Genomic DNA, 21,538 nt, shown 5'->3' with positions numbered 1-21,538 from the left:
CACGGCGACCGGCTCCGCCGTCCCCGCACCGCGGACCGCGGCGCCGACCGGGCGCCCCAAGTGCACCGGGAGCTCCGGCAGACGGCAGCCGGCCTCGGCGAGAGAGGAACACGACTGTGTCGACCGCTGGAGAGAAGGACCCCGGCATGGCGCCGGAGGACATGACCGCGCACGAGGAGGTGACCGGCCCGGTCCGGCTCAAACCCGTCGTCTTCTTCGGGGCCGCCCTGCTCGTCCTCGCCGTCTCGCTCTGGGCGATCGTCACCCCGGACGGGGCGGAGGACGTCATCGGAGTGGCGGTCGGCAAGATCTCCGGCTGGTTCGGCTGGTACTACTTCGTCGCCGCCACCCTGTACCTGCTGTTCGTCGTGTTCATCGCCCTGTCCAAGTACGGCACCGTCAAGCTGGGCCCCAAACACTCCAAACCCGACTACGGGGTCTTCACCTGGGGGGCGATGCTGTTCGCGGCGGGCATCGGCATCGACCTGATGTTCTTCTCGGTCTCCGGGCCCGTCAGCCACTACCTCGCCCCGCCCCAGGGCGACCCGGAGACCCTCGAAGCAGCCCGTCAGGCCGTCGTGTGGACCCTGTTCCACTACGGCATCACCGGCTGGGGCATGTACGCCCTGATGGGCATGGCCCTCGGCTACTTCTCCTTCCGTTACCGGCTGCCCCTGGCGATCCGCTCCGCGCTCTACCCGATCATCGGCCGCCGCATCCACGGACGGATCGGCGACACCGTCGACCTGGCGGCCATCATCGGCACGGTGTTCGGCATCGGCGTGACGCTCGGCATCGGCGTGGTGCAGCTGAACTACGGACTGAAGGTCCTCTTCGACGTGCCGGAAGGGCTCGCCGCGCAGATCGCCCTGATCGTCGTCGCGGTGGCGATGGCCACCTTCTCCGCCGCGTCCGGCGTCGACAAGGGCATCCGCAGGCTGTCCCAGCTGAACATCCTCCTCGCCGCCCTGCTGATGTTCTACATCCTGGTCGTCGGCGAACCGTTCCGCGTGCTCAACGCCGTGGTGCAGAACGTCGGGGACTACGTCAGCCGCTTCCCCTCGATGACCCTGAACACCTTCGCCTACGACCAGCCCACCGAATGGCTGGACGCGTGGACGCTCTTCTTCTGGGCCTGGTGGATCGCCTGGGCGCCTTTCGTCGGGCTCTTCCTGGCCCGCATCTCCCGCGGCCGCACCCTGCGCGAGTTCATCGCGGCGACACTGATCATCCCGTTCCTCTTCACCGGTCTCTTCCTGGCGATCTTCGGCAACAGCGCCCTGCTCCTGGTGCGGGACGGCAACACCGAATTCGGCGAAACCGCCATGAACGTCCCCGAACAGGGCTTCTACAGCCTGCTGGAGCAATACCCGGGATTCCTCTTCAGCGCCGGACTCGCCACCTTCGTCGGGCTGTTGCTGTACGTCACCTCCGCCGACTCCGGGGCCCTGGTCATGGGCAACCTCAGCGCCGACCTGCCCACCCCGGTGACCGACGCTCCCACCTGGCTGCGCATCTTCTGGGCCCTGGCGACGGGACTGCTCACCCTCGCCATGCTGATCGTGGGCGGCGTGGAGGCGCTCACCAACGCCACCATCATCATGGGGCTCCCCTTCTCCTTCGTGATGTTCCTGATCATGGCCGGCCTCTATCTGGCCCTGCGCACCGAGCGCATGAAGGCCGAGGCCAAGATCACCACCCTGCCCGGCTCGCTGTCCGGACGCATCGCCCACCACGGTCTGCCGGGAGCACCGACCTGGCAGCACCGGCTGGCCCGGGCGATGGCGTTCCCGGGCAGGCGGGCCGCCGCGAGGTTCGTCGACCAGGTGTGCCGTCCCGCCTTCCTCGAGGTCGCGGGAGAACTGCGGGAGGCCGGCGCGGACGCGGAGGTCCTGGAAGGCACCGTGGAGGAGAACGGCCTCCCTCATGTCGGCCTGCGCGTGCCGATCGGCACCAGCGACGAATTCCTCTACGAGGTCTGGCCCGTCGAGATGCCGACCCCCGGCTTCGCCACCCGGTCGGTCAGCCGGCACGACTCCTACGTGCGCTTCGAGGTCCGGCTCGCCGAGGGCAACCAGGACTACGACGTCATGGGCTACAGCAAGGACCAGCTCATCGCCGACAGCCTCGACCAGTACGAGCGGCACCTGGAGTACCTCCGGGTCCGCGACGAGGCGACCTCCCGCTCCAGCCTCCCCGTCCACCGCCCGGACGAACCGGACGCACACCTGCCGGAGGGGTAGGCCGCGTGCGCGCCCCGCACTGCCGAGGACACTGTGACCTGCGGCCACCGACCGATCTTCTGTCTTCACACACTGACGATCACCGGTGGCCGTGTGATCTCCGCGCGGTGAGGGTCTCCCTCTGGAGCCGGATGCACCTGACCCGTGAAGTCACCATCGATGATCGCGTGAGCGACCGCCTCAGCGCGCAGGAGCGCCGGAACCTCCCACCCCACCGTCGTCTTGCCGACACCGGCTCGCCCTCCGATGAGCAGTACTTCCGCGTGATCCATGGAGGCAGCGTGCCGGCGGGCGACCACCTCACGCGATCCGATATCGATCCGGTCCCCTGATCCCGGGAACGAGGCCACGGCCGGCCGTGTCGTGACCTGCCCGCACCGCATGGGGCCCGCCACCGCTCCGGCGCTGCCGCACCTGCGCTCACACCTCGGCGTACGGCACCGGGCGGGTGAGGTCCGGGTCACCGAACTCCGCGCGCAGGGCCTCGAAGGCGGTCACCTTGTCGTCGCCGAAGCGGCGGACGTGGGTGGCGTACTCGTCGGGGGTGAGGAACGCCGACGGCCTGGACTTGGTGTGGAACTTGTCCGCGTACATCACCAGACGCTCCTCCCGCGTCACCGCGAGGTAGTCGGCGGGCGGGAGGGGCAGGGCCTGGTCGATGACGTCGCGACGGGTGAGGCCCACCCCGGTGTGGTGGGAGCAGAAGCGGCGCAGGGGCTCGGGGAAGCCCTCCGCTTCGAGGATCTCGTGGCCGAGGAGTCCGTGGCGGATGTAGTTCCGGTGGTCGAGGCGTCCGTCGTCGTCGTAGAGGCGGTAGACGCCTATGTCGTGGAGCAGGCAGCCCGCACGGACCAGGTCGGTGTCGAGTGGGGTGAGGCCCGGGGTGGAGGAGAGGAGCTGTTCGGCGACGCTCCAGACGATCTCGCAGTGCGTGTGGACGAGGGTGAACGCCTCGGGGGTGGGCGCGTACTTCTCGTGCAGCGCACGGATCTCTTCGGGGGCCGGAATCCTCATCGGGGGAGCCTAACAACCGCCGGTCGACGTCGGGTGGGGTCGGGTGGAGCCGGGCGGGGAGTTCCCGCCGAGGCGTGAGTTCACGCGATGAGGTGATGCTGCGCGGCGGGGGCACGTGGGGGCCTCGCGGGCCGTTCGAGCTGGTGACGGGACACTCCGTCCCCTTCACAGTTCACATCTCGGTACCGGGGGCACACCATGGGGCTGCACTTCCACCGCAACGCCGACGGCACGACGACCGGGCGCAACGACGCCAACGGCTTCACCGTGACCCATGCCGACGCCGAGGAGGTGAAGCGGCAGCTGTACGAGGACGCCGGGTGGGAGTACACGCCCCCACCGCCTCCGGTGCCGCCGGGGTTCCACCGGTTCTCGTTGGCGCACGAGGAGTGCCGGGCCTCCGGGTTCGGGGACGAGCGGTACGCGGGAGTGCGGGCGCGGCCGCCGGAGGGCTGCGTGCCCGTCGACCGGGGCCGCTTCACCCTGGAGTGCGAACGGCCGGGGAGGACGCTGATGGACGCGGTCGCCGGTACGGTCGCGGAGATCCGGCGCGAGCACGGACTCGTGATGAACAGTCTGGGTGTCGAAGAGCCCCAGGAGTGGTTCGACGCCGACACCCCGACCGGGCACGGGGACGTGGCCGTCGCGCATCTCGTGCTGATGGCCGCGCACCGTGCCCGGCTGCTCGGGTACGGGCGCAAGGACATGGCCCGGCTGCTCGACGCCGCGGGGGTCGAGTAGCCGGGCTGGGCGAAGCGGGTCAGCAGTCCGGCGGGAGGTCGAGGGGGTGGTGCGGGTCAGGCGAGGGCGGCCGGGCCGGGGACGAAGCCGGGGTCGACCTGGGCGGCCAGGGACTCGCCCGTGCGTGAGTCCGCCCACGCGCGGGCGTTGCGCAGGGGGAACTCGACGGCGTGACGGTGGAGGCGGTCCCATTCCCCGGCCGTGTCCGTCCGGTGCTCACCCGATCGACGGGCCGACGCCAGGGGAACCGCTGGTGATAAGCAGTGGCGGACGGCCTCCGGGCGGACGAGGATCTCCCGGCACCCACCGACGAAAGGGCAGCCATGGGCGACGGTCCGCCGAGGGAACTCATCTCCTTCGCCGACGACGAGGGGAACAGCGTCACGGTCACCGTTCTGGGGTGTGACCCCCGATGGACGGCCGGGCTCGAGGCCGAGATCGTCGTCAGGACGCCCTTCGTGTCCGGCCGGGTCGACCTGGCTTTGTGGGCCTCCAGACTGGAGAGCTGGGCCGATGCGCTGGACCGGCTGGACGCCGGGGAGGACATCGCCTGGATGGAGATGAGCAGCGGGCCGTCGGTCTTCGTCCACCTCACCGGTGACCGTGACTGCCCGGAGGTGGTCGTCGAGGACGAGTCCGGGTCCATGGTCACGGTGCGGGTGCCGTTCGTCCCGCCGGACGACTGGATCGCCGACCACCGGCAGCGCCTGCGCCAGGTGCGGGACCACTGGGTTCCGATGCTGTCCGCGTCGTGAGGCGGATCACCCGTGGCCGAGTCCCCGACCGTCGGTGCGGACGGGGCCGCGGCCGCCCCTCGCCGGGCGGGCGGGCCGGAGCCGGCCCCTGGGTACCGGGTGGGTGTCAGCTCGCGACCAGTTCACGCCGTACCTCGTGCGCGGACGGGGCCGCGGTCGCCGCCGGCCGCGACGTCCGCCACAGCCACAGCACATCGCGGCCGAACGACCACACCAGGAGACCCAGCGCGAGTGCCACCGCCGCGACGTTGACCGCGTGCGGCAGCAGGGCCGAGCCCGCCACCAGCAGCAGCACACCCTGGAGCGCGGCCACCGTCTTGCGGGCGGTGCTCGGCGGGAGCGGGGCGGTCAGCCAGGGCCAGAGACGTGCGGCGGCCACGAAGACGTACCGCATGCCGCCGATCAGCAGCACCCACGGACCTACCGCCATCGACACGTACACGCTCAGCACCAGGATCAGGAAGGCGTCCACCTCCATGTCGAAGCGGGCACCCAGCGGGGTCGACGTACCGGTCCTGCGGGCCACCTTGCCGTCGACCCCGTCGAGGATCAGCGCCACGGCGGTCAGACCGACGAACAGGGAGACGGGCGGTGAGTCCTGGAAGGAGTCGGCGACCAGCGCGGTGACCCCGCCGACCAGCGTGGCCCGGCCGAGGGTGACCCGGTTCGCCGCGCCGAAGGAGCGCAGCCGCGACCGGTACAGGGCCCGGGAGAGCACCGCCCAGGTGGCGATCGCGAACGCGAGGCCGGTCAGCCAGCCCGCGGGGCCCATGCCGATCGCCGTACCGATCAGGGCCAGCAACAGGATCTGTACGCCCGCCCCCACGGCGGTCTCCTGCTGCACGAACCTCGCGTCGTAACTGTTGTTCAGGGCCACCGAGCATTCCTCCGGCCGTGTGACAGAGTCGATCAAGGCCGCTACCTTGTGCGCGGCCTGCGCACCACTCGGTACGCGTGCAGCTTCCCGATCGTTCAGGAGGACTTCGATGAACCGCACCGCCCGTGCGTTCTGGCTCGACTCACCTGGCCGAGGGGAGATCCGAGAGTTCACCCTGCCGGAGCCGGGCGAGGACCAGGTGCTGGTGCGCTCCCTCTACTCGGGCGTGAGCCGCGGCACCGAGACGCTCGTCTTCCGCGGGGGGGTGCCCGGGAGTCAGCACTCCGCGATGCGGGCACCGTTCCAGGAGGGCGACTTCCCGGGGCCGGTGAAGTACGGCTACCTCAACGTCGGCGTGGTGGAGGAGGGCCCCGCGGCCCTCACCGGGCGCACCGTCTTCTGCCTCTACCCGCACCAGACGCGGTACGTCGTGCCCGCGCACGCCGTCACGCCCGTGCCCGACGGCGTGCCCGCCGGGCGGGCCGTGCTGGCCGGCACCGTGGAGACCGCCGTCAACGCCCTGTGGGACGCGGCGCCGCTGGTCGGTGACCGTATCGCCGTGGTCGGCGCAGGGATGGTCGGCTGCTCGGTGGCCGCCCTGCTGGCACGCTTCCCCGGCGTGCGCGTCCAGCTCGTCGACGCCGACCCCGCGCGGGCCAGGACCGCCGACGCCCTCGGTGCCGGGTTCGCGCTCCCCGCGGACGCCCTCGGCGACTGCGACCTGGTCGTCCACGCCAGCGCCACCGAACAGGGCCTCGGCAGGGCACTCGAGCTGCTCCGCCCCGAGGGCACCGTCGTCGAGCTGAGCTGGTACGGCGACCGGAAGGTGAGCCTCCCGCTGGGCGAGGCGTTCCACTCCCGTCGCCTCACCGTCCGCGGCAGTCAGGTGGGTACCGTCTCCCCGGCCCGCGCGCACCGCGGCTACGCCGACCGGCTCGCCCTCGCCCTCGACCTGCTCGCCGACCCCGCTCTCGACGCCCTGATCACCGGCGAATCCGCCTTCGAGGACCTGCCCGACGTCATGACCCGCCTCGCCTCCGGCGACCTCCCCGCCCTGTGCCACCGCGTGCGCTACGCCGACCCGGACCGCACCACACACGCCTGACCTCAGAAAAGAGGTAGCCAACGCTGAACAGGGGAAGGCAGTCAGCCGTACTACACGGCATCCCCGCCGGAGATCGGCCGGGGAACAGACGCGCCGCACCTGGAGGGTCGTCCGTTGTTCAGCATCACCGTCCGCGATCACATCATGATCGCCCACAGCTTCCGCGGCGAGGTCTTCGGACCGGCCCAGCGCCTCCACGGGGCCACGTTCCTCGTGGACGCCACGTTCCGGCGCGAACAGCTGGACGAGGACAACATCGTCGTCGACATCGGCCTCGCCACAAGGGAACTCGGCTCAGTCGTCGGCGAGTTGAACTACCGCAATCTCGACAACGAACCGGACTTCGCGGGAATCAACACCTCCACGGAGTACCTGGCCAAGGTCATCGCCGACCGGCTCGCCGAGCGCATCCACAAGGGTGCCCTGGGTGAGGGCGCCAAGGGCATCGCCAAGGTCGCCGTCACCCTGCACGAGTCGCACATCGCCTGGGCGAGTTACGAGCGTGCGCTGTGACCGACACGACCATCCACAGGGCCGACGCGCCGGCCGACCGGGCCGGGACCGCCCGCCTGGACTACGTTCCCCAGCAGGCGTCCTTCCCGAGGAACGGTGGAATCATCCCCATGTCCCTGCGCTCCGTGCACTTCGTGATGCCGGCCGGCGTCGACGACCCGGCCGCGCCGAGCGGCGGCAACGCCTACGACCGCCGCGCCTGCCTGGACCTGCCCGGCTTCGGCTGGCAGGTGCACCGGCACGCGGTGCCCGGTGACTGGCCCGGCCCCGACGCCGCCGCCCGGGCGGAACTGGCCCGCACCCTGCGGGGACTGCCGGACGGCAGCGTCGTCCTGCTCGATGGGATCGTCGCGTGCGCCGTACCCGAGATCATGGTCCCGGAGGCGCAGGCAGGCCGGCTGCGCATGGCCGTACTCGTCCATCTCCCGCTCGGTGACGAAACCGGGCTCGACCCGGCCGCCGCCGCCGAACTGGACAGGCGTGAACGCGCGGTACTGCGGGCGGTCCCCGCCGTCATCGCCACCAGCGACTGGGCCGTCCGCCGTCTCGTCGCCCACCACGGTCTCGCTCCCGACCGCGTCCACGTCGCCGCCCCCGGCGCCGACATCGGGCCCCTCGCACCCGGCACCGACGGCGTGTCACGGCTGCTGTGCGTGGCCTCCGTGACACCCCGCAAGGGCCAGCACCGGCTGGTGGAGGCCCTTGCGGCCGTGGCCGACCTGCCGTGGAGCTGCTCCCTCGTGGGAGGGCTCGGATACGACCCCGCCTACGTCACGCACGTGCGCGGCCTCATCCGCGAACACGGCCTGGAGGACCGGCTCGAACTGACCGGGCCGCGCACCGGGGCCGCACGCGACGCGAGCTACGCCGCCGCCGACCTGATGGTGCTCACCTCGCACGCGGAGACGTACGGCATGGCCGTCACCGAGGCTCTGGCGCGCGGCATCCCGGTGCTGGCGACCGACGTCGGCGGAGTGTCCGAGGCGGTCGGCCGCGCGCCCGACGGGGAAGTGCCCGGCATCCTCGTCCCGCCGGAGAACCCCGCCGCCGTCGCGGCCGAGCTGCGCCGCTGGTTCGGCGAGGCGGACGTACGACGCCGGCTGAAGGCGGCCGCCCGCAGCCGGCGGGCCGCACTCGGCGGTTGGGCGAGCACCGCGCAGAGCCTGGCCGCCGTACTGCGCCGGCTCCCGACCGAACCCCGGAGGGCGGCATGACCGAACCGGCGACCACCACCCAGGACGGCGGTACGATCCCGGCCCGGCCCGGCCCCCGGGACGTCACGGACGCGCTGCCCGGCCGGCCAGGAGGCACCGTGGAACCCGAGAGCACCGTCGTCACGGCAACGTCCGTCATCCCCGGCGCCGGCCCGTCCGCGTCCCGCCCGGGGGACGGGGCCACCCTGCGGCTGAGGGACGGCGACGACGGCGAACCCGCCCGCTTCGCGCCCGAGTGGCTCCAGTTGCGCGAACCGGCCGACGCCGCCGCCCGCTCGTACGACCTGCTCGACCCGCTGCGCATCCGGCTCGCCAACCTGCCGGGCCGGGCGGACGGTCTCGTCATCCACGACATCGGCTGCGGCACCGGTTCGATGGGCCGCTGGCTCGCCCCCCACCTCGACGGCGCCCAGCACTGGGTCCTGCACGACCGTGACCCCTACCTGCTGCACTTCGCCGCCGTCGCCTCGCCGCGCTCCGCCGCCGACGGCAGCCACGTCACCGTCGAGACCCGGCGCGGCGACGTCGCCCGGCTCACCCCGGACGCGCTGGCCGGTGCCTCCCTCGTGACGGCGTCGGCGCTGCTCGACGTCCTCACCCGGGAGGAGATCGGTGCCCTCGCCGCCGCCTGCGCCGGGGCCGGCTGCCCGGCCCTGCTGACGCTGTCGGTGGCGGGACGGGTGGAGCTGACCGCGCCGCACCCGATGGACCAGGAGATCACCGAGGCGTTCAACGCCCACCAGCGGCGCGACGCTCTGCTCGGGCCGGACGCGGTCACGGCCGCCGCCGAGGCGTTCGCCGAGCACGGGGCGACCGTGAAGCTGAACCCGAGCCCCTGGCGTCTCGGGCCGGGGCAGGCCGCGCTGACCGAGCAGTGGCTGCGGGGATGGGTCGGCGCGGCGGTGGAGGAGCGGCCGGAGCTCGCCTCGCGAGCCGAAACGTATCTGGCCGAGCGGCTGGAGGCGTGTGCGGCGGGGGAGTTGCGGGTGATCGTCCAGCACACCGACCTGCTCGCTCTGTGCCGGCCGGTGGGCGGGGCCGGATGAGTTCGCAGACGGCGGGAGCCACGGCGGCTGCCGGCGGGGGTGGCTTCCGTGGTCTGCTCGCGCGGGCCGGCGCCCCTGCCGTGCGCACGCGTCTGTGCACCCTCGCCGGTGTGGCGATCCTGGCGGTGCTGTTCTGGCGGCTGGGCACCGGGGCCTTCGTGGACGGCGTCCGGCGCATCGACGGGACCACGTTGCTCGCGGCGCTCGCGATCGGACTGGTGACGACCGTGTTCAGCGCCTGGCGCTGGGCGCTGGTGGCGCGCGGGATCGGGATCCGGCTGCCGCTGGGGGCGGCCGTCGCGGACTACTACCGTTCGCTGTTCCTCAACGCCGCTCTTCCCGGGGGAGTCCTGGGGGATGTGCACCGGGCCGTGCAGCACGGGAAGGACGCCGGCGACCTGGGGCGGGGAGTGCGGGCGGTGGTGCTGGAACGGACGGCCGGTCAGCTCGCGCTGTTCGTCGCCGGAGGTGTGGTGCTGGTGACCATGCCGTCGCCGGTGTCGGCAGAGGTGCGGCAGGCGCTCCCCGTCGTGGGGCTCGGGGTGTTGGGGGCCGGGGCGGTGGTGCTCGCGCTGCGGATGAACCGGGCGCCGGGGGCCCGGCCGGGGCGAGGGCGCGGGTGGGGGGTGCGGATGCTGGGCGAGGCCCGGGTGGGGCTGTGCTCCCGGCGGAGCGCGCCCGGTGTCCTCGTCTCCTCCGTGGTGGTGCTGGCCGGGTACGCGGGCATGTTCGTGCTGGCCGCCGAGGTCGCCGGAGTGGCGGCGTCGGTGGGGGAGTTGTTGCCGCTTGCTGTGTTGGCGCTGCTGGCGATGGGGCTGCCGCTGAACGTGGGAGGGTGGGGGCCGCGTGAGGGGGTCACCGCCTGGGCGTTCGGGGCGGCGGGGCTCGGGGCGGGGGCGGGGTTGACCGTCGCGGTGGTGTACGGGGTGTTCAGTCTGGTGGCGAGTCTTCCAGGGGCGGTGGTGTTGGTGGTGCGGTGGTACGGCGGTGTGCGGCGCGGTGGTGACCGTCGTTCCTTCGCCCCCGCCGCCCCTTCCCTCCCCCACTCTCGGCTCCGCTCGAGCGGGGGGACCCCCATCGTCCCCCGGGGCGCCACCCCCGGACCCCCGGTCGGCCTACGGCCTCGTCCTCGAACGCCGGACGGGCTGGGAGCCGGGCATCAGCCGGGTTCTCAGGCGTCGGAGGGGTCGGGGGTCGGGGGTCGGGCTGCGGACGCCGGGGGTTTTCCCCGGCCCCGTTCTCAGGCGTCGGAGGTCAGCAGTGAGAAATACGTGCCGAAGGAATCCGTCAGGCTTGCCAGGAGGCGCTCGCCCTTTTCCGCCGAGGCCAGGGAAGGGCGGCCGATGACGCCGGAATCGGTGTAAGCGGGCATGCCGAGGGTCAGCAGATGACGGCGGTCGTCGGCCACGTGGTCGGTGGTCTCATAACCGGGGCGGAGCAATTCGGGATGAGTGTGCAGAAGGATGGATGCCTCGATTTCTCCCGCGTGCATGTCGGTGAGCAACGAGGTGACCACGCCGGCGTGTTCGCGTGCCGTCTCCCAGTCCTCAGGGGCCGGGTACAGCGCCATCCGTTCGCCGCGGGCGGAGGCCTCCTGGACGGCGTTGCCCAGTACGTAGTTCCCGCCGTGGCCGTTGACCAGGACCAGGGTGTCCACGCCCGAGCGGCGGAGCGAGTCGGCGATGTCCCTGATCACCGCGTGCAGCGTCGTGGAGGACAGGGAGACGGTCCCCGGCCAGGCCGCGTGCTCGTGCGAGCAGGAGATCGTCACCGGAGGGAGGAGGTGCACCGGGTAGGTGTCGGCGATCCGCCCCGCGACGGCGCAGGCGACCAGCGTGTCGGTCGCCAGCGGAAGATACGGACCGTGCTGCTCGAAACTCCCCACCGGAAGTACCGCTATCTGCTGTGAGACGCCGGCTCCCCGCATCCGTACATCCTCTGTAGTGTCCGCCGGCAACAGGCCGTGCACCGGGCCGTATGCCGCCGACCGCTTGTGTGAACCACTCATATCGTCACGGCCTTTCGTCTCTGCTTAGGAACTCGAGAATCATGACAGAAAAAGTAGGCGTCCTCGGCAAGAAGCCCCTGCGGCGGACCGGCGTGGAACGCGTCGTGAATGCGCCGCTGCCCACCGTGTACGGCAAGTTCCAGGCGGTCGGATATCTCGACCACGACCGCGGCGACGAACAAGTCGCCCTGGTGTACGGCGATCTCGGCCGGGACCGGGTCCTGACCCGGCTGCACTCGGAGTGCCTGACCGGTGACGCCTTCGGCTCCCAGCACTGCGAGTGCGGTGACCAGCTGGCGGCGGCACTGCGCGCGGTCGTCGCCGAAGGGGCGGGCGTGGTCGTCTACTTGAGGGGCCACGAGGGACGCGGTATCGGCCTGCTCGCGAAGCTGCGGGCGATGGCGCTCCAGGCGGAGGGACTCGACACCGTCGAGGCGAACCTCGCGCTCGGCCTGCCGGTGGACGCCCGCGACTACGCCGTCGCCGCCGGCATGCTCCAGGACCTCGGCGTACGGTCGGTGCGGCTGATGTCCAACAACCCGCGCAAACGCGAGGCGTTGGTGCGGCACGGCGTCCAGGTCGCCGAGCAGGTGCCGCTGCTGATACCGCCGTGCGAGAGCAACATCACCTATCTGCGCACCAAGCGGGAGCGCCTCGACCACCACCTGCCCCACCTGGACGCGGTCGCCCACCTGTCCTGAGTCAGCCGCTCACCGCCTCGTGCACCAGCCGCTTGAGGTCCCCGAAGACGGTGTGGGAGGACCTGGGCCGCACCTGCGTGAAGAACTGCACGGTCAGGTCGCGGCCCGGGTCGACCCAGAAGGTGGTGGTGGCCACCCCGCTCCAGCCGTAGCTGCCGGGACCCGACGGGGACTGCGTGCGCGACGGGTCGATGACCACGCTGACGCCGAGGCCGAACCCGACACCGTCGTTGCCGGGTACGTCGTGCGCGGGCCGGCTGCCGAAGGCACGCAGATCGGCGTCGCCCGGCAGGTGGTTGCGGGTCATCAGGTCCACGGTGTCCTGGGCGAGCAGCCGCACACCGTCCAGTTCGCCGCGTCGGCGCAGCAGTTCCATGAACCGGTGCACGTCGTGGGCGGAGGCCACCATGCCGCCGCTGCCGGACAGGAAACGGGGCCGGCCGCGCAGCGGCAGGCCCGGGACCGGCTCGATGCCGCCGTCCTCCGACTCCCCGTACAGCTCCGCCAGGCGCGCCACCCTGTTGTCAGTGACCTGGAAGCCGGCGTCGCTCATGCCCAGCGGGCGGAAGACCCGCTCGGCGAGGTACTCGTCCAGCGGGCGGCCGGACACCACCTCGATGATCCGGCCCAGTACGTTCGACGCCACCGAGTAGTTCCACTGGGTCCCCGGGTCGAACTGCAGCGGCAGGCTCGCGTACACGTCGGTCGTCCCCGCCAGGTCCTCGCCCGGTGCCACCGACGACTGCAGACCGGCCTCCCGGTACAGCGCGTCGACGGGGTGGGTGCGGTAGAACGCGAACGTCAGCCCGGCCGTGTGCGTCATCAGATGGCGTACCAGGAGGGGGCCGGCGGCCGGGCGGGTGCGCACCCGGTCACCGGAGCCGCTCTCGTACACACGCGGTTCCGCGAAGGCGGGAAGGTGGCGGCCGACCGGGTCGTCCAGCGACAGCAGCCCCTCCTCCACCAGCATCAGCGCGCCCACCGTGGTCACCGGCTTGGTCATGGAGTAGATCCGCCACAGCGTGTCGCTCGCCACGGGCAGCCCGGCCGCCACGTCCCGCGCCCCGTACACCGTCAGGTGGGCGACGCGTCCTCCCCGGGCGACGGCGACGAGGAACCCGGGCAGTCTCCCCTCGTCGACCAGGCGGGCGAAGTGCCCGTCCAGACGCTCCAGCGCCCGCGCGTCCAGCCCGGCCTCCTCGGGGCCGGCCTCCTGCCGCAGTACTCCCATCGCACTCCTCAGGGGAACGCCGGCCCGGCGCGGACCGTTGATCGAGTCATGACCCAGGACGCCGAACAGAACGCATTGCTCGCCCTGCTCTCCGAGGGGAGCGGCGGAGTACTCGTCACACTGAAACGCGACGGGCGGCCCCAGCTGTCCAACGTCACGCATGCTTACTACCCCGATGAGGGAGTCATCCGCGTGTCGCTCACGGACGACCGGGCGAAGACCCGCAACCTGCGGCGCGACCCCCGGGCCTCCTACCACGTCACCACCCCCGACCGGTGGGCCTACACGGTGGTCGAGGGCACCGCCGACCTGTCACCCGTCGCCGGTGATCCGTACGACGAGACGGTGGAGGAACTCGTCCGGCTGTACCGCGACGTGAGCGGCGAGCACCCCGACTGGGAGGACTACCGTGCGGCGATGGTCCGCGACCGGCGGCTGGTGCTGCGCCTGCGGGTGGAACGGGCGTACGGCATCCCGCGCGCCGCCGGGACGTAGCCGGTCCCGGCGGCGCGCGGGAGGCGCCTCAGGCGCCGACGTACTCCGCGAGGTGTTCACCCGTGAGGGTGGAGCGGGCGGCGACCAGGTCGGCGGGCGTGCCCTCGAAGACGATCCGGCCGCCGTCGTGACCGGCGCCGGGACCGAGGTCGATGATCCAGTCGGCGTGCGCCATGACCGCCTGGTGGTGCTCGATCACGATGACCGACTTGCCGGAGTCGACCAGCCGGTCCAGCAGACCGAGCAACTGCTCCACATCGGCCAGGTGCAGGCCGGTGGTCGGCTCGTCGAGGACGTAGACACCGCCCTTGTCGCCCATGTGCGTGGCCAGCTTCAGCCGCTGCCGCTCGCCGCCGGACAGCGTGGTGAGCGGCTGGCCCAGGGTGAGGTAGCCGAGACCGACGTCCGCCATCCGCTCGACGATTCTGTGCGCGGCGGGGATGCGCGCCTCGCCCTCGCGGAAGAACTCCTCCGCCTCGGCCACCGACATCGCGAGCACCTCGCTGATGTCACGGCCGCCGAAGCGGTACTCGAGGACCGACGCGTCGAACCGCTTGCCGCCGCAGTCCTCGCAGGTGGTGGAGACTCCGGCCATCATCCCCAGGTCGGTGTAGATGACACCGGCGCCGTTGCAGGTGGGGCAGGCGCCCTCGGAGTTGGCGCTGAACAACGCCGGCTTCACCCCGTTGGCCTTGGCGAACGCCTTGCGGATCGGGTCGAGCAGTCCGGTGTAGGTGGCCGGGTTGCTGCGCCGGGAACCGCGGATCGGCGTCTGGTCGACCGCGATCACGCCCTCTTCGGCGGGGATCGAGCCGTGTACCAGGGAGCTCTTGCCGGAGCCGGCCACGCCGGTGACGACGGTGAGCACGCCGAGCGGGATGTCGACGTCGACCTTCCGCAGGTTGTTCGCCTTCGCGCCCCGGATCTCGAGGGTGCCGGTGGCCTTGCGCACCGTGTCCTTCACGCGGGCCCGGTCGTCGAGGTGGCGGCCGGTGACCGTGTCGCTGGCGCGCAGGCCCTCCACGGTGCCCTCGAAGCAGACGGTGCCGCCCGCCGTGCCGGCGCCGGGACCGAGGTCGACCACATGGTCGGCGATGGCGATCGCCTCCGGCTTGTGCTCCACCACCAGCACCGTGTTGCCCTTGTCCCGCAGGCGCAGCAGCAGGTTGTTCATCCGCTGGATGTCGTGCGGGTGCAGGCCGGTGGTGGGCTCGTCGAAGACGTACGTGACGTCGGTGAGGGAGGAGCCCAGGTGCCGGATCATCTTCACGCGCTGCGCCTCGCCGCCCGACAGGGTGCCCGACGCCCGGTCCAGCGAGAGGTAGCCCAGACCGATCTCGACGAACGAGTCGAGGGTGTGCTGGAGCGCGGTCAGCAGCGGCGCCACCGACCGCTCGTCGATGTCGCGGACCCACTCGGCCAGGTCCCTGATCTCCATCGCGCAGGCGTCGGCGATGTTGATCTTGTTGATCTTCGACGACCTGGCCCCCTCCGTGAGCCGGGTGCCGTCGCACGCGGGGCAGGTGGCGAAGGTGACCGCCCGGTCGACGAACGCCCGGATGTGCGGCTGCATCGACTCCCGGTCCTTGCTGAGGATCGACTTCTGCAGCTTGGGGATCAGCCCTTCATAGGTGAGGTTGATCCCGTTGATCTTGACCTTGGTCGGCTCCCGGTACAGGAAGTCGTGCCGCTCCTTCTCGGTGTACTCGCGGATCGGCTTGGCCGGGTCGAAGAAGCCCGACTCGGCGATGACCCGCACCACCCAGCCGCCCCCGGTGTACGTGGGGATCATGAAGGGGTCCTGCGAGAGCGACTTGGAGTCGTCGTAGAGCTGGGCGATGTCGATGTCGGAGACCGTGCCCCGCCCCTCGCAGTGCGTGCACATGCCGCCGGTGCGGCTGAAGGACACCTTCTCGGTCTTGGTCTTCTCGGCACCGCGGTCGACCGTGAAGCCGCCACTCGCCTGGACCGAGGCGACGTTGAAGGAGAACGCGCCGGGCGGGCCGAAGTACGGCTCGCCGAGCCGGCTGAAGAGGATGCGCAGCATGGCGTTGGCGTCGGTGGCCGTGCCGACCGTGGAGCGGGGGTCGGAGCCCATCCGCTGCTGGTCGACGGTGATCGCGGTGGTCAACCCCTCGAGCACGTCGACCTCGGGCCGCGCCAGCGTCGGCATGAACCCCTGGAGGAAGGCGCTGTACGTCTCGTTGATCATCCGCTGGGACTCGGCGGCGATCGTGTCGAAGACGAGTGAGCTCTTGCCGGATCCGGACACGCCGGTGAACACGGTCAGACGGCGCTTGGGAAGTTCGACGCTGACGTCCTTGAGGTTGTTCTCGCGCGCGCCGTGCACGCGGATCAGATCGTGGCTGTCGGCGGCGTGCGGTGCGGCCGGCTGCCGGTCCGTCCTCGTCGTGGCCTTGCTCATCGTCCTCCATCCGTCGGGCGGGGCCGTCGTCGCGGGCTCCGCCGCCGTTTCCCGGTTCGGTCCGGCCGGCGGGGGGCGGGTGCGTCCGGTCGCTGTTCGCCGACGCGGTCACGGCTGCGCTCCGCCGTCCGTGCGACGGCTGTCCCCCGGCCGGGCCTCGGTGCCAAGGCTAGGCTAGGCGCGCCGCGATCACCTGCGCTTCTCCATTCCTGACCGACCCGGGCCCCGTCGCGTCACCGGAGTCCGTCGCTCCCCTTTTCGCCCCGGCCGGCGTGCGCGGACGCGCCGGGGGCGAGGGTGCGCACGCGAGGCCAGGGATGCGGGCAGTCCTTGCCCGCCGGGTCAGGGGCGCCGGTGCCAGGACGGTCCGCGGCTCGCGGGGGCACCGGGACGCCCGGCGCTCGCGGGCGATCGGCGGGAGCGGACGAGGCGGCTGCCGTACCCGCGGACGGCCGGGGAAAGCGGAACACGACCGGGCACCTGGCATGCCGATGGAGCGGGATGCCGGCGCGTGCCGGGCGGTGCGCTACGGGCGGGTGTTCCACTCCGCGACGACGGGACCGCCGTGTTCCAGGGACAGGCGGCACAGGGTGCCCGTCTCCGGGCGGAACAGGCGTCCGCCGGCCGGGGGCAGGCCCAGCCGGCGGGCCGTGAGGACGCGCAGCAGATGGCCGTGGGCCACCAGCAGGACGTCCGCGTCGTCCAGTGCCCCGGCCACCCGGGACAGCACCCGGTCCGCGCGCTCGCCGACCTGCTCCGGCGTCTCGCCGGGGAACTCCCGGCCGGGCGGTACCCCGTCCGTCCACAGGTCCCAGCCGGGCCGGGTGCGGCGGATGTCCGCCGTGGTGACGCCCTCGTAGCCGCCGTAGTCCCACTCCCGTAGGTCGGGCTCCGGCACGGCGCCGGTCAGGCCCGCCAGCTCCGCGGTGCGCCGGGCGCGGACCAGCGGACTGGTGAGCACCAGCCCGAAGGTCCGGCCCGCCAGCAGCGGGGCGAGCGACCCGGCCTGCGCCTCACCTTCGACAGTCATCGGCAGATCGGTGCGGCCGGTGTGCCGGCCCGCTCTGCTCCACTCCGTCTCGCCGTGCCGTGCCAGCAGCAGATCGCCCACGCCGTCAGGGCTTCTTCACCGACTCGACGGCGTGCCCGCCGAACTGCGCGCGCAGCGCCGCGACCATCTTCATCTGCGGCGAGTCCTCCTGCCGGGAGGCGAACCGGGAGAACAGGGAGGCGGTGATCGCGGGCAGCGGCACCGCGTGGTCGATCGCCGCCTCCACCGTCCAGCGGCCCTCGCCCGAGTCGTCGGCGTAGCCCCGCAGCCGCTCCAGGTGCTCGTCGTCGTCGAGGGCGTGCACCGCGAGGTCCAGCAGCCAGGAGCGGATGACGGTGCCCTCCTGCCAGGAGCGGAACACCTCCCGCACGTTGTCCACCGAGTCGACCTTCTCGAGCAGCTCCCAGCCCTCGGCGTAGGCCTGCATCATGGCGTACTCGATGCCGTTGTGGACCATCTTCGCGAAGTGCCCGGCGCCGACCTTGCCGGCGTGGACGTAACCGTAGGGACCGTCCGGCTTGAGCGCGTGGAAGATCGGCTTCAGCCGCTCCACGTGCTCCTCGTCGCCGCCGACCATCAGGGCGTAGCCGTTCTTCAGGCCCCACACGCCGCCCGAGACACCCGCGTCGACGAAGCCGATGCCCCGCGCGCCCAGCTCCCTGGCGTGCTTCTCGTCGTCCGTCCAGCGGGAGTTGCCGCCGTCCACGACGACGTCGCCGGGTTTGAGCAGGCTCGCCAGCTGGTCGATGACGTTCTGGGTGACGGTGCCCGCCGGGACCATCACCCACACCGCGCGCGGACCGTCGAGCCGGTCCACGAGGTCGGACAGGTGGGCGACGTCGGAGCGGTCGGGATCGGTGTCGTACCCGATGACGGTGTGGCCGGCGTTGCGGAGGCGCTCGCGCATGTTGCCGCCCATTTTGCCGAGACCAACAAGACCGATCTGCATGTCAGTTCACTCCCAATCTTCGCGGTGGGCGGCCGCCGGCGCGGCCGTGGACGGGTCGGGGACGCGGACGGAGCCGCCGGCCGGGGCGGCCCGCCCGGGGCACCGGGCCGGCCCGGGGGAGTCAGGCATGAGCGGGCACCTCCTCGGTGGCCTCGCCGCGCAGCGCCACGGCGTACATCTCGTCCGCGTCGAGGCGCCGCAGTTCCTCGGCGATGAGTTCGGAGGTGGGGCGGACCTTCAGCGCCAGCCGGCGCGCCGGCTGCCCGGGCAGGGTCAGGGTGGCCAGCGGGCCCTCGGGGCGGTCGATGACGACCTCACCGTCCGCGGTGCCCAGCCGGACCGCCGTGACGACCGGTCCCGCGGTCACCACCCGGTCGACGGTGACCCGCAGCCGTGCCTCCAGCCAGCGCGCCAGCAGCTCGGCGGCCGGGTTGTCGGCCTCGGCCTCCACGGCCGCCGACGTCACCGTCGCCCGCGCCTGGTCCAGGGCCGCGGCCAGCATGGACCGCCACAGCGTCAGCCTGGTCCAGGCGAGGTCGGTGTCGCCGGGCGCGTAGCTGCGCCGCCGGGCCCGGAGCACCTCCATGGGGTTCTCGACCGCGTACAGGTCGGTGATCCTGCGCTGGCCCAGCGCGCCCAGCGGGTCCCGCGCCGGGTTCTCCGGCGCGTCCCCCGGCCACCACACCACCACCGGCGCGTCCGGCAGCAGCAGCGGCAGCACCACCGAGTCGGCGTGGTCGGACACCTCGCCGTAGGTCCGCAGCACCACCGTCTCCCCGGTGCCGGCCTCGGAGCCGACCCGGACCTCGGCGTCCAGCCGGGAGTGCGTGCGCTCGCGCGGGTTGCGTGCGTGCCGCTTGATGACGACCAGGGTGCGGGACGGGTGCTCGTGCGAGGCCTCCTCCGCCGCCTTGATCGAGTCGTAGGCGTTCTCCTCGTCCGTGACGATCACCATCGTCAGGACCATGCCCACGGCCGGTGTGCCGATGGCGCGGCGGCCCTGCACCAGCGCCTTGTTGACCTTGCTTGCCGTGGTGTCGGTCAGGTCGATCTTCATGGCCTGCGCCAGCTCCGTCCGTCTCGTGCGAGCATCTCGTCGGCTTCCGCGGGCCCCCAGCTGCCCGACGCGTACCGGGCCGGCCCGCCGTGCGACGCCCAGTACTCCTCGACCGGGTCGAGGATCCTCCAGGACTCCTCCACCTCCTGATGCCGGGGGAAGAGGTTGGCGTCCCCCAGCAGCACGTCCAGGATGAGCCGCTCGTACGCCTCCGGGCTGGACTCGGTGAACGACTCACCGTAGGCGAAGTCCATGGTCACGTCCCGCAGCTCCATCGAGGTGCCCGGCACCTTGGAGCCGAACCGGACCGTCATGCCCTCGTCCGGCTGGACCCGGATCACCACGGCGTTCTCGCCCAGTTCCTCGGTGGCGCCGGCGTCGAAGGGGGAGTGCGGGGCCCGCTGGAAGACGACGGCGATCTCGGTGACCCTGCGGCCCAGCCGCTTGCCGGTGCGCAGGTAGAAGGGGACGCCCGCCCAGCGGCGGTTGTCGATGCCGAGGCGGATCGCCGCGTAGGTGTCGGTGGTGGAGCCCGGGTCGATGCCCTCCTCCTCCAGGTAGCCCCGCACCTTGGCGCCGCCCTGCCAGGCGCCCGCGTACTGTCCGCGCACCGTGTGCCGGCCGAGGTCGTCCGGGAGCCGCACGGCCCGGAACACCTTCAGCTTCTCCGTCAGCAGCGATGCGGCGTCGAAGGAGGCCGGTTCCTCCATCGCGGTGAGCGCCATCAGCTGCAGGAGGTGGTTCTGGATGACGTCGCGGGCGGCGCCGATGCCGTCGTAGTAGCCGGCCCGGCCGCCGATGCCGATGTCCTCGGCCATGGTGATCTGCACGTGGTCCACGAAGGACCGGTTCCAGGTCGGTTCGAACATCGTGTTGGCGAAGCGCAGCGCCAGGATGTTCTGGACGGTCTCCTTGCCCAGGTAGTGGTCGATCCGGAACACCTGCTCGGGGTCGAACACCTCGTGCACGATCGCGTTCAGCTCCTGGGCGGACTTCAGGTCGTGCTCGAACGGCTTCTCGATCACCGCGCGCCGCCAGGAGCCCTCCGGGGCGTCGGTCAGCCCGTGCTTCTTCAGCTGCTGCACCACCTTGGGGAAGAACTTCGGCGGTACGGAGAGGTAGAAGGCGTGGTTGCCGCTGGTGCCCCGGGAGGCGTCGAGCTCGTCGACGGCCTTGCGCAGCTGTTCGAACGCCTGGTCGTCGTCGAAGTCGCCCGGGACGAACCGCATGCCCTCGGAGAGCTGTTGCCACACCTCCTCGCGGAACGGGGTCCGCGCGTGCTCCTTGACCGCGTCGTGCACCACCTCGGCGAAGTCCTGGTTCTCCCAGTCGCGGCGGGCGAACCCGACCAGCGAGAAACCCGGCGGCAGCAGCCCCCGGTTCGCGAGGTCGTACACGGCCGGCATCAGTTTGCGGCGGGACAGGTCGCCCGTCACCCCGAAGATGACCAGGCCGGAGGATCCGGCCACCCGGGGCAGCCGGCGGTCCCGCGGATCGCGCAGCGGGTTGGGCCAGTCGGCCGGGGGCGCGGGCAGGGCGGTACGGGTCTGCGCCGGATCCTCGGCCCGGCCCTCCGCTCCGTCCTGGGCCGGCTGCTCCTCCGGCGTGGCCGCCGCGGTGGCCGCGTCCTCCGCCGCGGCCCCGGCCGCCCCCTGCGGGGTGTCGGTACCCGGCTCGGTCGTCCCGTCGGTCATTCCGCGTCAACTCCCTTGCTGTCGAGCGACTTCGTCACCACGTCCAGCAGCTCCTGCCAGGCGTCGTCGCATTCCGCCACACCCTCGTCCTGCGGCTGCCGCACCACCTCGTCTCCTCGGCGTGGCCCCGGACACCGTGATGCCGGTGCCGGGCGGGACCAGCCCTTCCCCTACAGGGTGTCCCGGTATGCGCGGTCCTTCACCCGGTGAGTTCCCCCAAGGGGTGTCGCGTGCCGCTCCGGGGCCGCGGCCGCTCCGCTCCGCTCGGTGATCATCTTCTTCCCGCGAGGGCGTCAACCGCGGACGACGGCAGGTGATTCCCGGCGTGGCCGCACCGGCGGGCGCAGGGAGCACTCGCGTGAGCCGGTACCGCGTCAGCCCTCCGGACGTGCGACGGGCAGGGCGCTCGGGCCGGCCGG

General features: G+C 72.1%; 18 protein-coding genes and 4 pseudogenes. 10 read left to right on the top strand and 12 right to left on the bottom strand.

Annotated elements, in window-relative coordinates; all coding sequences use genetic code 11:
• Positions 1-116 precede the first annotated feature (116 nt).
• The gene (betT, locus tag ACZ6A9_RS25570; protein ID WP_468989493.1) at positions 117-2,243 is read left to right on the top strand and encodes a choline BCCT transporter BetT; all 2,127 of its coding nucleotides are present in this window, start codon (positions 117-119) and stop codon (positions 2,241-2,243) included.
• Between the two features lie 92 nt (positions 2,244-2,335).
• Here the strand turns inward: betT and ACZ6A9_RS25565 are convergent.
• Positions 2,336-2,515 (bottom strand): annotated as a pseudogene (locus tag ACZ6A9_RS25565) (hypothetical protein); the annotation flags it as partial.
• Between the two features lie 148 nt (positions 2,516-2,663).
• Positions 2,664-3,257: an HD domain-containing protein gene (locus tag ACZ6A9_RS25560; protein ID WP_468989490.1), complete on the bottom strand. Its 594-nt coding sequence runs from the start codon at positions 3,255-3,257 to the stop codon at positions 2,664-2,666.
• Positions 3,258-3,455: 198 nt separating this feature from the next.
• On the opposite strand from ACZ6A9_RS25560, the gene ACZ6A9_RS25555 reads away from it, so the two are divergent.
• On the top strand, positions 3,456-3,998 hold the full coding sequence (locus ACZ6A9_RS25555) for a hypothetical protein (protein WP_468989488.1): 543 nt from the start codon (positions 3,456-3,458) through the stop codon (positions 3,996-3,998).
• A gap of 56 nt (positions 3,999-4,054) precedes the next feature.
• Here the strand turns inward: ACZ6A9_RS25555 and ACZ6A9_RS25550 are convergent.
• Positions 4,055-4,192: pseudogene (locus ACZ6A9_RS25550) on the bottom strand (ATP-binding protein); the annotation flags it as partial.
• A 69-nt stretch (positions 4,193-4,261) separates the two neighbouring features.
• Between ACZ6A9_RS25550 and ACZ6A9_RS25545 the strand changes: the two are divergent.
• On the top strand, positions 4,262-4,753 hold the full coding sequence (locus ACZ6A9_RS25545) for a DUF5959 family protein (RefSeq protein WP_468989485.1): 492 nt from the start codon (positions 4,262-4,264) through the stop codon (positions 4,751-4,753).
• A 106-nt stretch (positions 4,754-4,859) separates the two neighbouring features.
• Here ACZ6A9_RS25545 and ACZ6A9_RS25540 read toward each other — a convergent pair whose 3' ends face one another.
• A complete protein-coding gene (locus ACZ6A9_RS25540) occupies positions 4,860-5,630 on the bottom strand; it encodes a CDP-alcohol phosphatidyltransferase family protein (protein WP_468989483.1) in 771 nt (256 codons plus the stop codon).
• Between the two features lie 109 nt (positions 5,631-5,739).
• Between ACZ6A9_RS25540 and ACZ6A9_RS25535 the strand changes: the two genes are divergently transcribed.
• The 5 genes and pseudogenes from ACZ6A9_RS25535 to ACZ6A9_RS25515 form a co-directional block, all read left to right on the top strand.
• A complete protein-coding gene (locus ACZ6A9_RS25535) occupies positions 5,740-6,735 on the top strand; it encodes a zinc-dependent alcohol dehydrogenase (RefSeq protein ID WP_468989481.1) in 996 nt (331 codons plus the stop codon).
• A 114-nt stretch (positions 6,736-6,849) separates the two neighbouring features.
• The gene (locus tag ACZ6A9_RS25530; RefSeq protein ID WP_468989478.1) at positions 6,850-7,248 is read left to right on the top strand and encodes a 6-pyruvoyl trahydropterin synthase family protein; all 399 of its coding nucleotides are present in this window, start codon (positions 6,850-6,852) and stop codon (positions 7,246-7,248) included.
• Positions 7,245-8,462 (top strand): glycosyltransferase family 4 protein, encoded by a 1,218-nt coding sequence (locus ACZ6A9_RS25525; protein WP_468989476.1) that lies wholly within the window; start codon positions 7,245-7,247, stop codon positions 8,460-8,462. The genes ACZ6A9_RS25530 and ACZ6A9_RS25525 overlap by 4 nt, the downstream gene beginning before the upstream one ends.
• Positions 8,459-9,508 (top strand): class I SAM-dependent methyltransferase, encoded by a 1,050-nt coding sequence (locus ACZ6A9_RS25520; protein ID WP_468989474.1) that lies wholly within the window; start codon positions 8,459-8,461, stop codon positions 9,506-9,508. Before ACZ6A9_RS25525 ends, ACZ6A9_RS25520 begins: the two co-directional genes overlap by 4 nt.
• Positions 9,505-10,449, top strand: a pseudogene (locus ACZ6A9_RS25515) (lysylphosphatidylglycerol synthase transmembrane domain-containing protein); the annotation flags it as partial. The gene ACZ6A9_RS25520 and the pseudogene ACZ6A9_RS25515, both read left to right, overlap by 4 nt.
• A gap of 299 nt (positions 10,450-10,748) precedes the next feature.
• Here the strand turns inward: ACZ6A9_RS25515 and ACZ6A9_RS25510 are convergent.
• Positions 10,749-11,516 carry a creatininase family protein gene (locus ACZ6A9_RS25510; protein ID WP_468989471.1) on the bottom strand — a complete coding sequence of 256 codons (768 nt, stop codon included), beginning with the start codon at positions 11,514-11,516 and terminating at the stop codon, positions 10,749-10,751.
• 41 nt (positions 11,517-11,557) lie between these two features.
• Between ACZ6A9_RS25510 and ribA the strand changes: the two genes are divergently transcribed.
• Entirely contained in the window at positions 11,558-12,217 is a 660-nt protein-coding gene (gene ribA, locus ACZ6A9_RS25505; RefSeq protein ID WP_468989469.1) for a GTP cyclohydrolase II, read from the top strand.
• A gap of 1 nt (position 12,218) precedes the next feature.
• Here the strand turns inward: ribA and ACZ6A9_RS25500 are convergent, their stop codons facing one another.
• Positions 12,219-13,448, bottom strand: coding sequence for a serine hydrolase domain-containing protein (locus ACZ6A9_RS25500; protein WP_468989466.1), 1,230 nt, complete (start codon positions 13,446-13,448; stop codon positions 12,219-12,221).
• A 48-nt stretch (positions 13,449-13,496) separates the two neighbouring features.
• Between ACZ6A9_RS25500 and ACZ6A9_RS25495 the strand changes: the two genes are divergently transcribed.
• A complete protein-coding gene (locus ACZ6A9_RS25495; RefSeq protein ID WP_468989464.1) occupies positions 13,497-13,943 on the top strand; it encodes a PPOX class F420-dependent oxidoreductase in 447 nt (148 codons plus the stop codon).
• A 28-nt stretch (positions 13,944-13,971) separates the two neighbouring features.
• Here the strand turns inward: ACZ6A9_RS25495 and ACZ6A9_RS25490 are convergent, their stop codons facing one another.
• The 6 genes and pseudogenes from ACZ6A9_RS25490 to ACZ6A9_RS25465 form a co-directional block, all read right to left on the bottom strand.
• Positions 13,972-16,368, bottom strand: a complete 2,397-nt coding sequence (locus tag ACZ6A9_RS25490) for an ATP-binding cassette domain-containing protein (protein WP_468989462.1) — start codon at positions 16,366-16,368, stop codon at positions 13,972-13,974.
• Between the two features lie 526 nt (positions 16,369-16,894).
• Positions 16,895-17,479: a histidine phosphatase family protein gene (locus ACZ6A9_RS25485; RefSeq protein ID WP_468989459.1), complete on the bottom strand. Its 585-nt coding sequence runs from the start codon at positions 17,477-17,479 to the stop codon at positions 16,895-16,897.
• A 4-nt stretch (positions 17,480-17,483) separates the two neighbouring features.
• Positions 17,484-18,368: a phosphogluconate dehydrogenase (NAD(+)-dependent, decarboxylating) gene (gene gnd / locus ACZ6A9_RS25480; protein WP_468989456.1), complete on the bottom strand. Its 885-nt coding sequence runs from the start codon at positions 18,366-18,368 to the stop codon at positions 17,484-17,486.
• Between the two features lie 121 nt (positions 18,369-18,489).
• Entirely contained in the window at positions 18,490-19,425 is a 936-nt protein-coding gene (gene opcA, locus ACZ6A9_RS25475; RefSeq protein WP_468989454.1) for a glucose-6-phosphate dehydrogenase assembly protein OpcA, read from the bottom strand.
• Positions 19,422-21,119, bottom strand: coding sequence for a glucose-6-phosphate dehydrogenase (gene zwf / locus ACZ6A9_RS25470; RefSeq protein WP_468989453.1), 1,698 nt, complete (start codon positions 21,117-21,119; stop codon positions 19,422-19,424). The genes opcA and zwf overlap by 4 nt, the downstream gene beginning before the upstream one ends.
• A pseudogene (locus tag ACZ6A9_RS25465) lies at positions 21,116-21,232 on the bottom strand (transaldolase); the annotation flags it as partial. The gene zwf and the pseudogene ACZ6A9_RS25465, both read right to left, overlap by 4 nt.
• Positions 21,233-21,538: the final 306 nt, after the last annotated feature.

This window comes from Streptomyces sp. NPDC041124 (genome assembly GCF_055592385.1).
This window is presented reverse-complemented; position numbering and strand designations above follow the sequence as displayed.

Coding starts and splice junctions, on each gene's coding strand:
- opcA (WP_468989454.1), bottom strand. CDS start 19,425: ATGAAGATCGACCTGACCGACACCACGGCAAGCAAGGTCAACAAGGCG.
- ribA (WP_468989469.1), top strand. CDS start 11,558: ATGACAGAAAAAGTAGGCGTCCTCGGCAAGAAGCCCCTGCGGCGGACC.
- ACZ6A9_RS25495 (WP_468989464.1), top strand. CDS start 13,497: ATGACCCAGGACGCCGAACAGAACGCATTGCTCGCCCTGCTCTCCGAG.
- ACZ6A9_RS25555 (WP_468989488.1), top strand. CDS start 3,456: ATGGGGCTGCACTTCCACCGCAACGCCGACGGCACGACGACCGGGCGC.
- zwf (WP_468989453.1), bottom strand. CDS start 21,119: ATGACCGACGGGACGACCGAGCCGGGTACCGACACCCCGCAGGGGGCG.
- gnd (WP_468989456.1), bottom strand. CDS start 18,368: ATGCAGATCGGTCTTGTTGGTCTCGGCAAAATGGGCGGCAACATGCGC.
- ACZ6A9_RS25500 (WP_468989466.1), bottom strand. CDS start 13,448: ATGGGAGTACTGCGGCAGGAGGCCGGCCCCGAGGAGGCCGGGCTGGAC.
- ACZ6A9_RS25535 (WP_468989481.1), top strand. CDS start 5,740: ATGAACCGCACCGCCCGTGCGTTCTGGCTCGACTCACCTGGCCGAGGG.
- ACZ6A9_RS25560 (WP_468989490.1), bottom strand. CDS start 3,257: ATGAGGATTCCGGCCCCCGAAGAGATCCGTGCGCTGCACGAGAAGTAC.
- ACZ6A9_RS25520 (WP_468989474.1), top strand. CDS start 8,459: ATGACCGAACCGGCGACCACCACCCAGGACGGCGGTACGATCCCGGCC.
- ACZ6A9_RS25490 (WP_468989462.1), bottom strand. CDS start 16,368: ATGAGCAAGGCCACGACGAGGACGGACCGGCAGCCGGCCGCACCGCAC.
- ACZ6A9_RS25510 (WP_468989471.1), bottom strand. CDS start 11,516: ATGAGTGGTTCACACAAGCGGTCGGCGGCATACGGCCCGGTGCACGGC.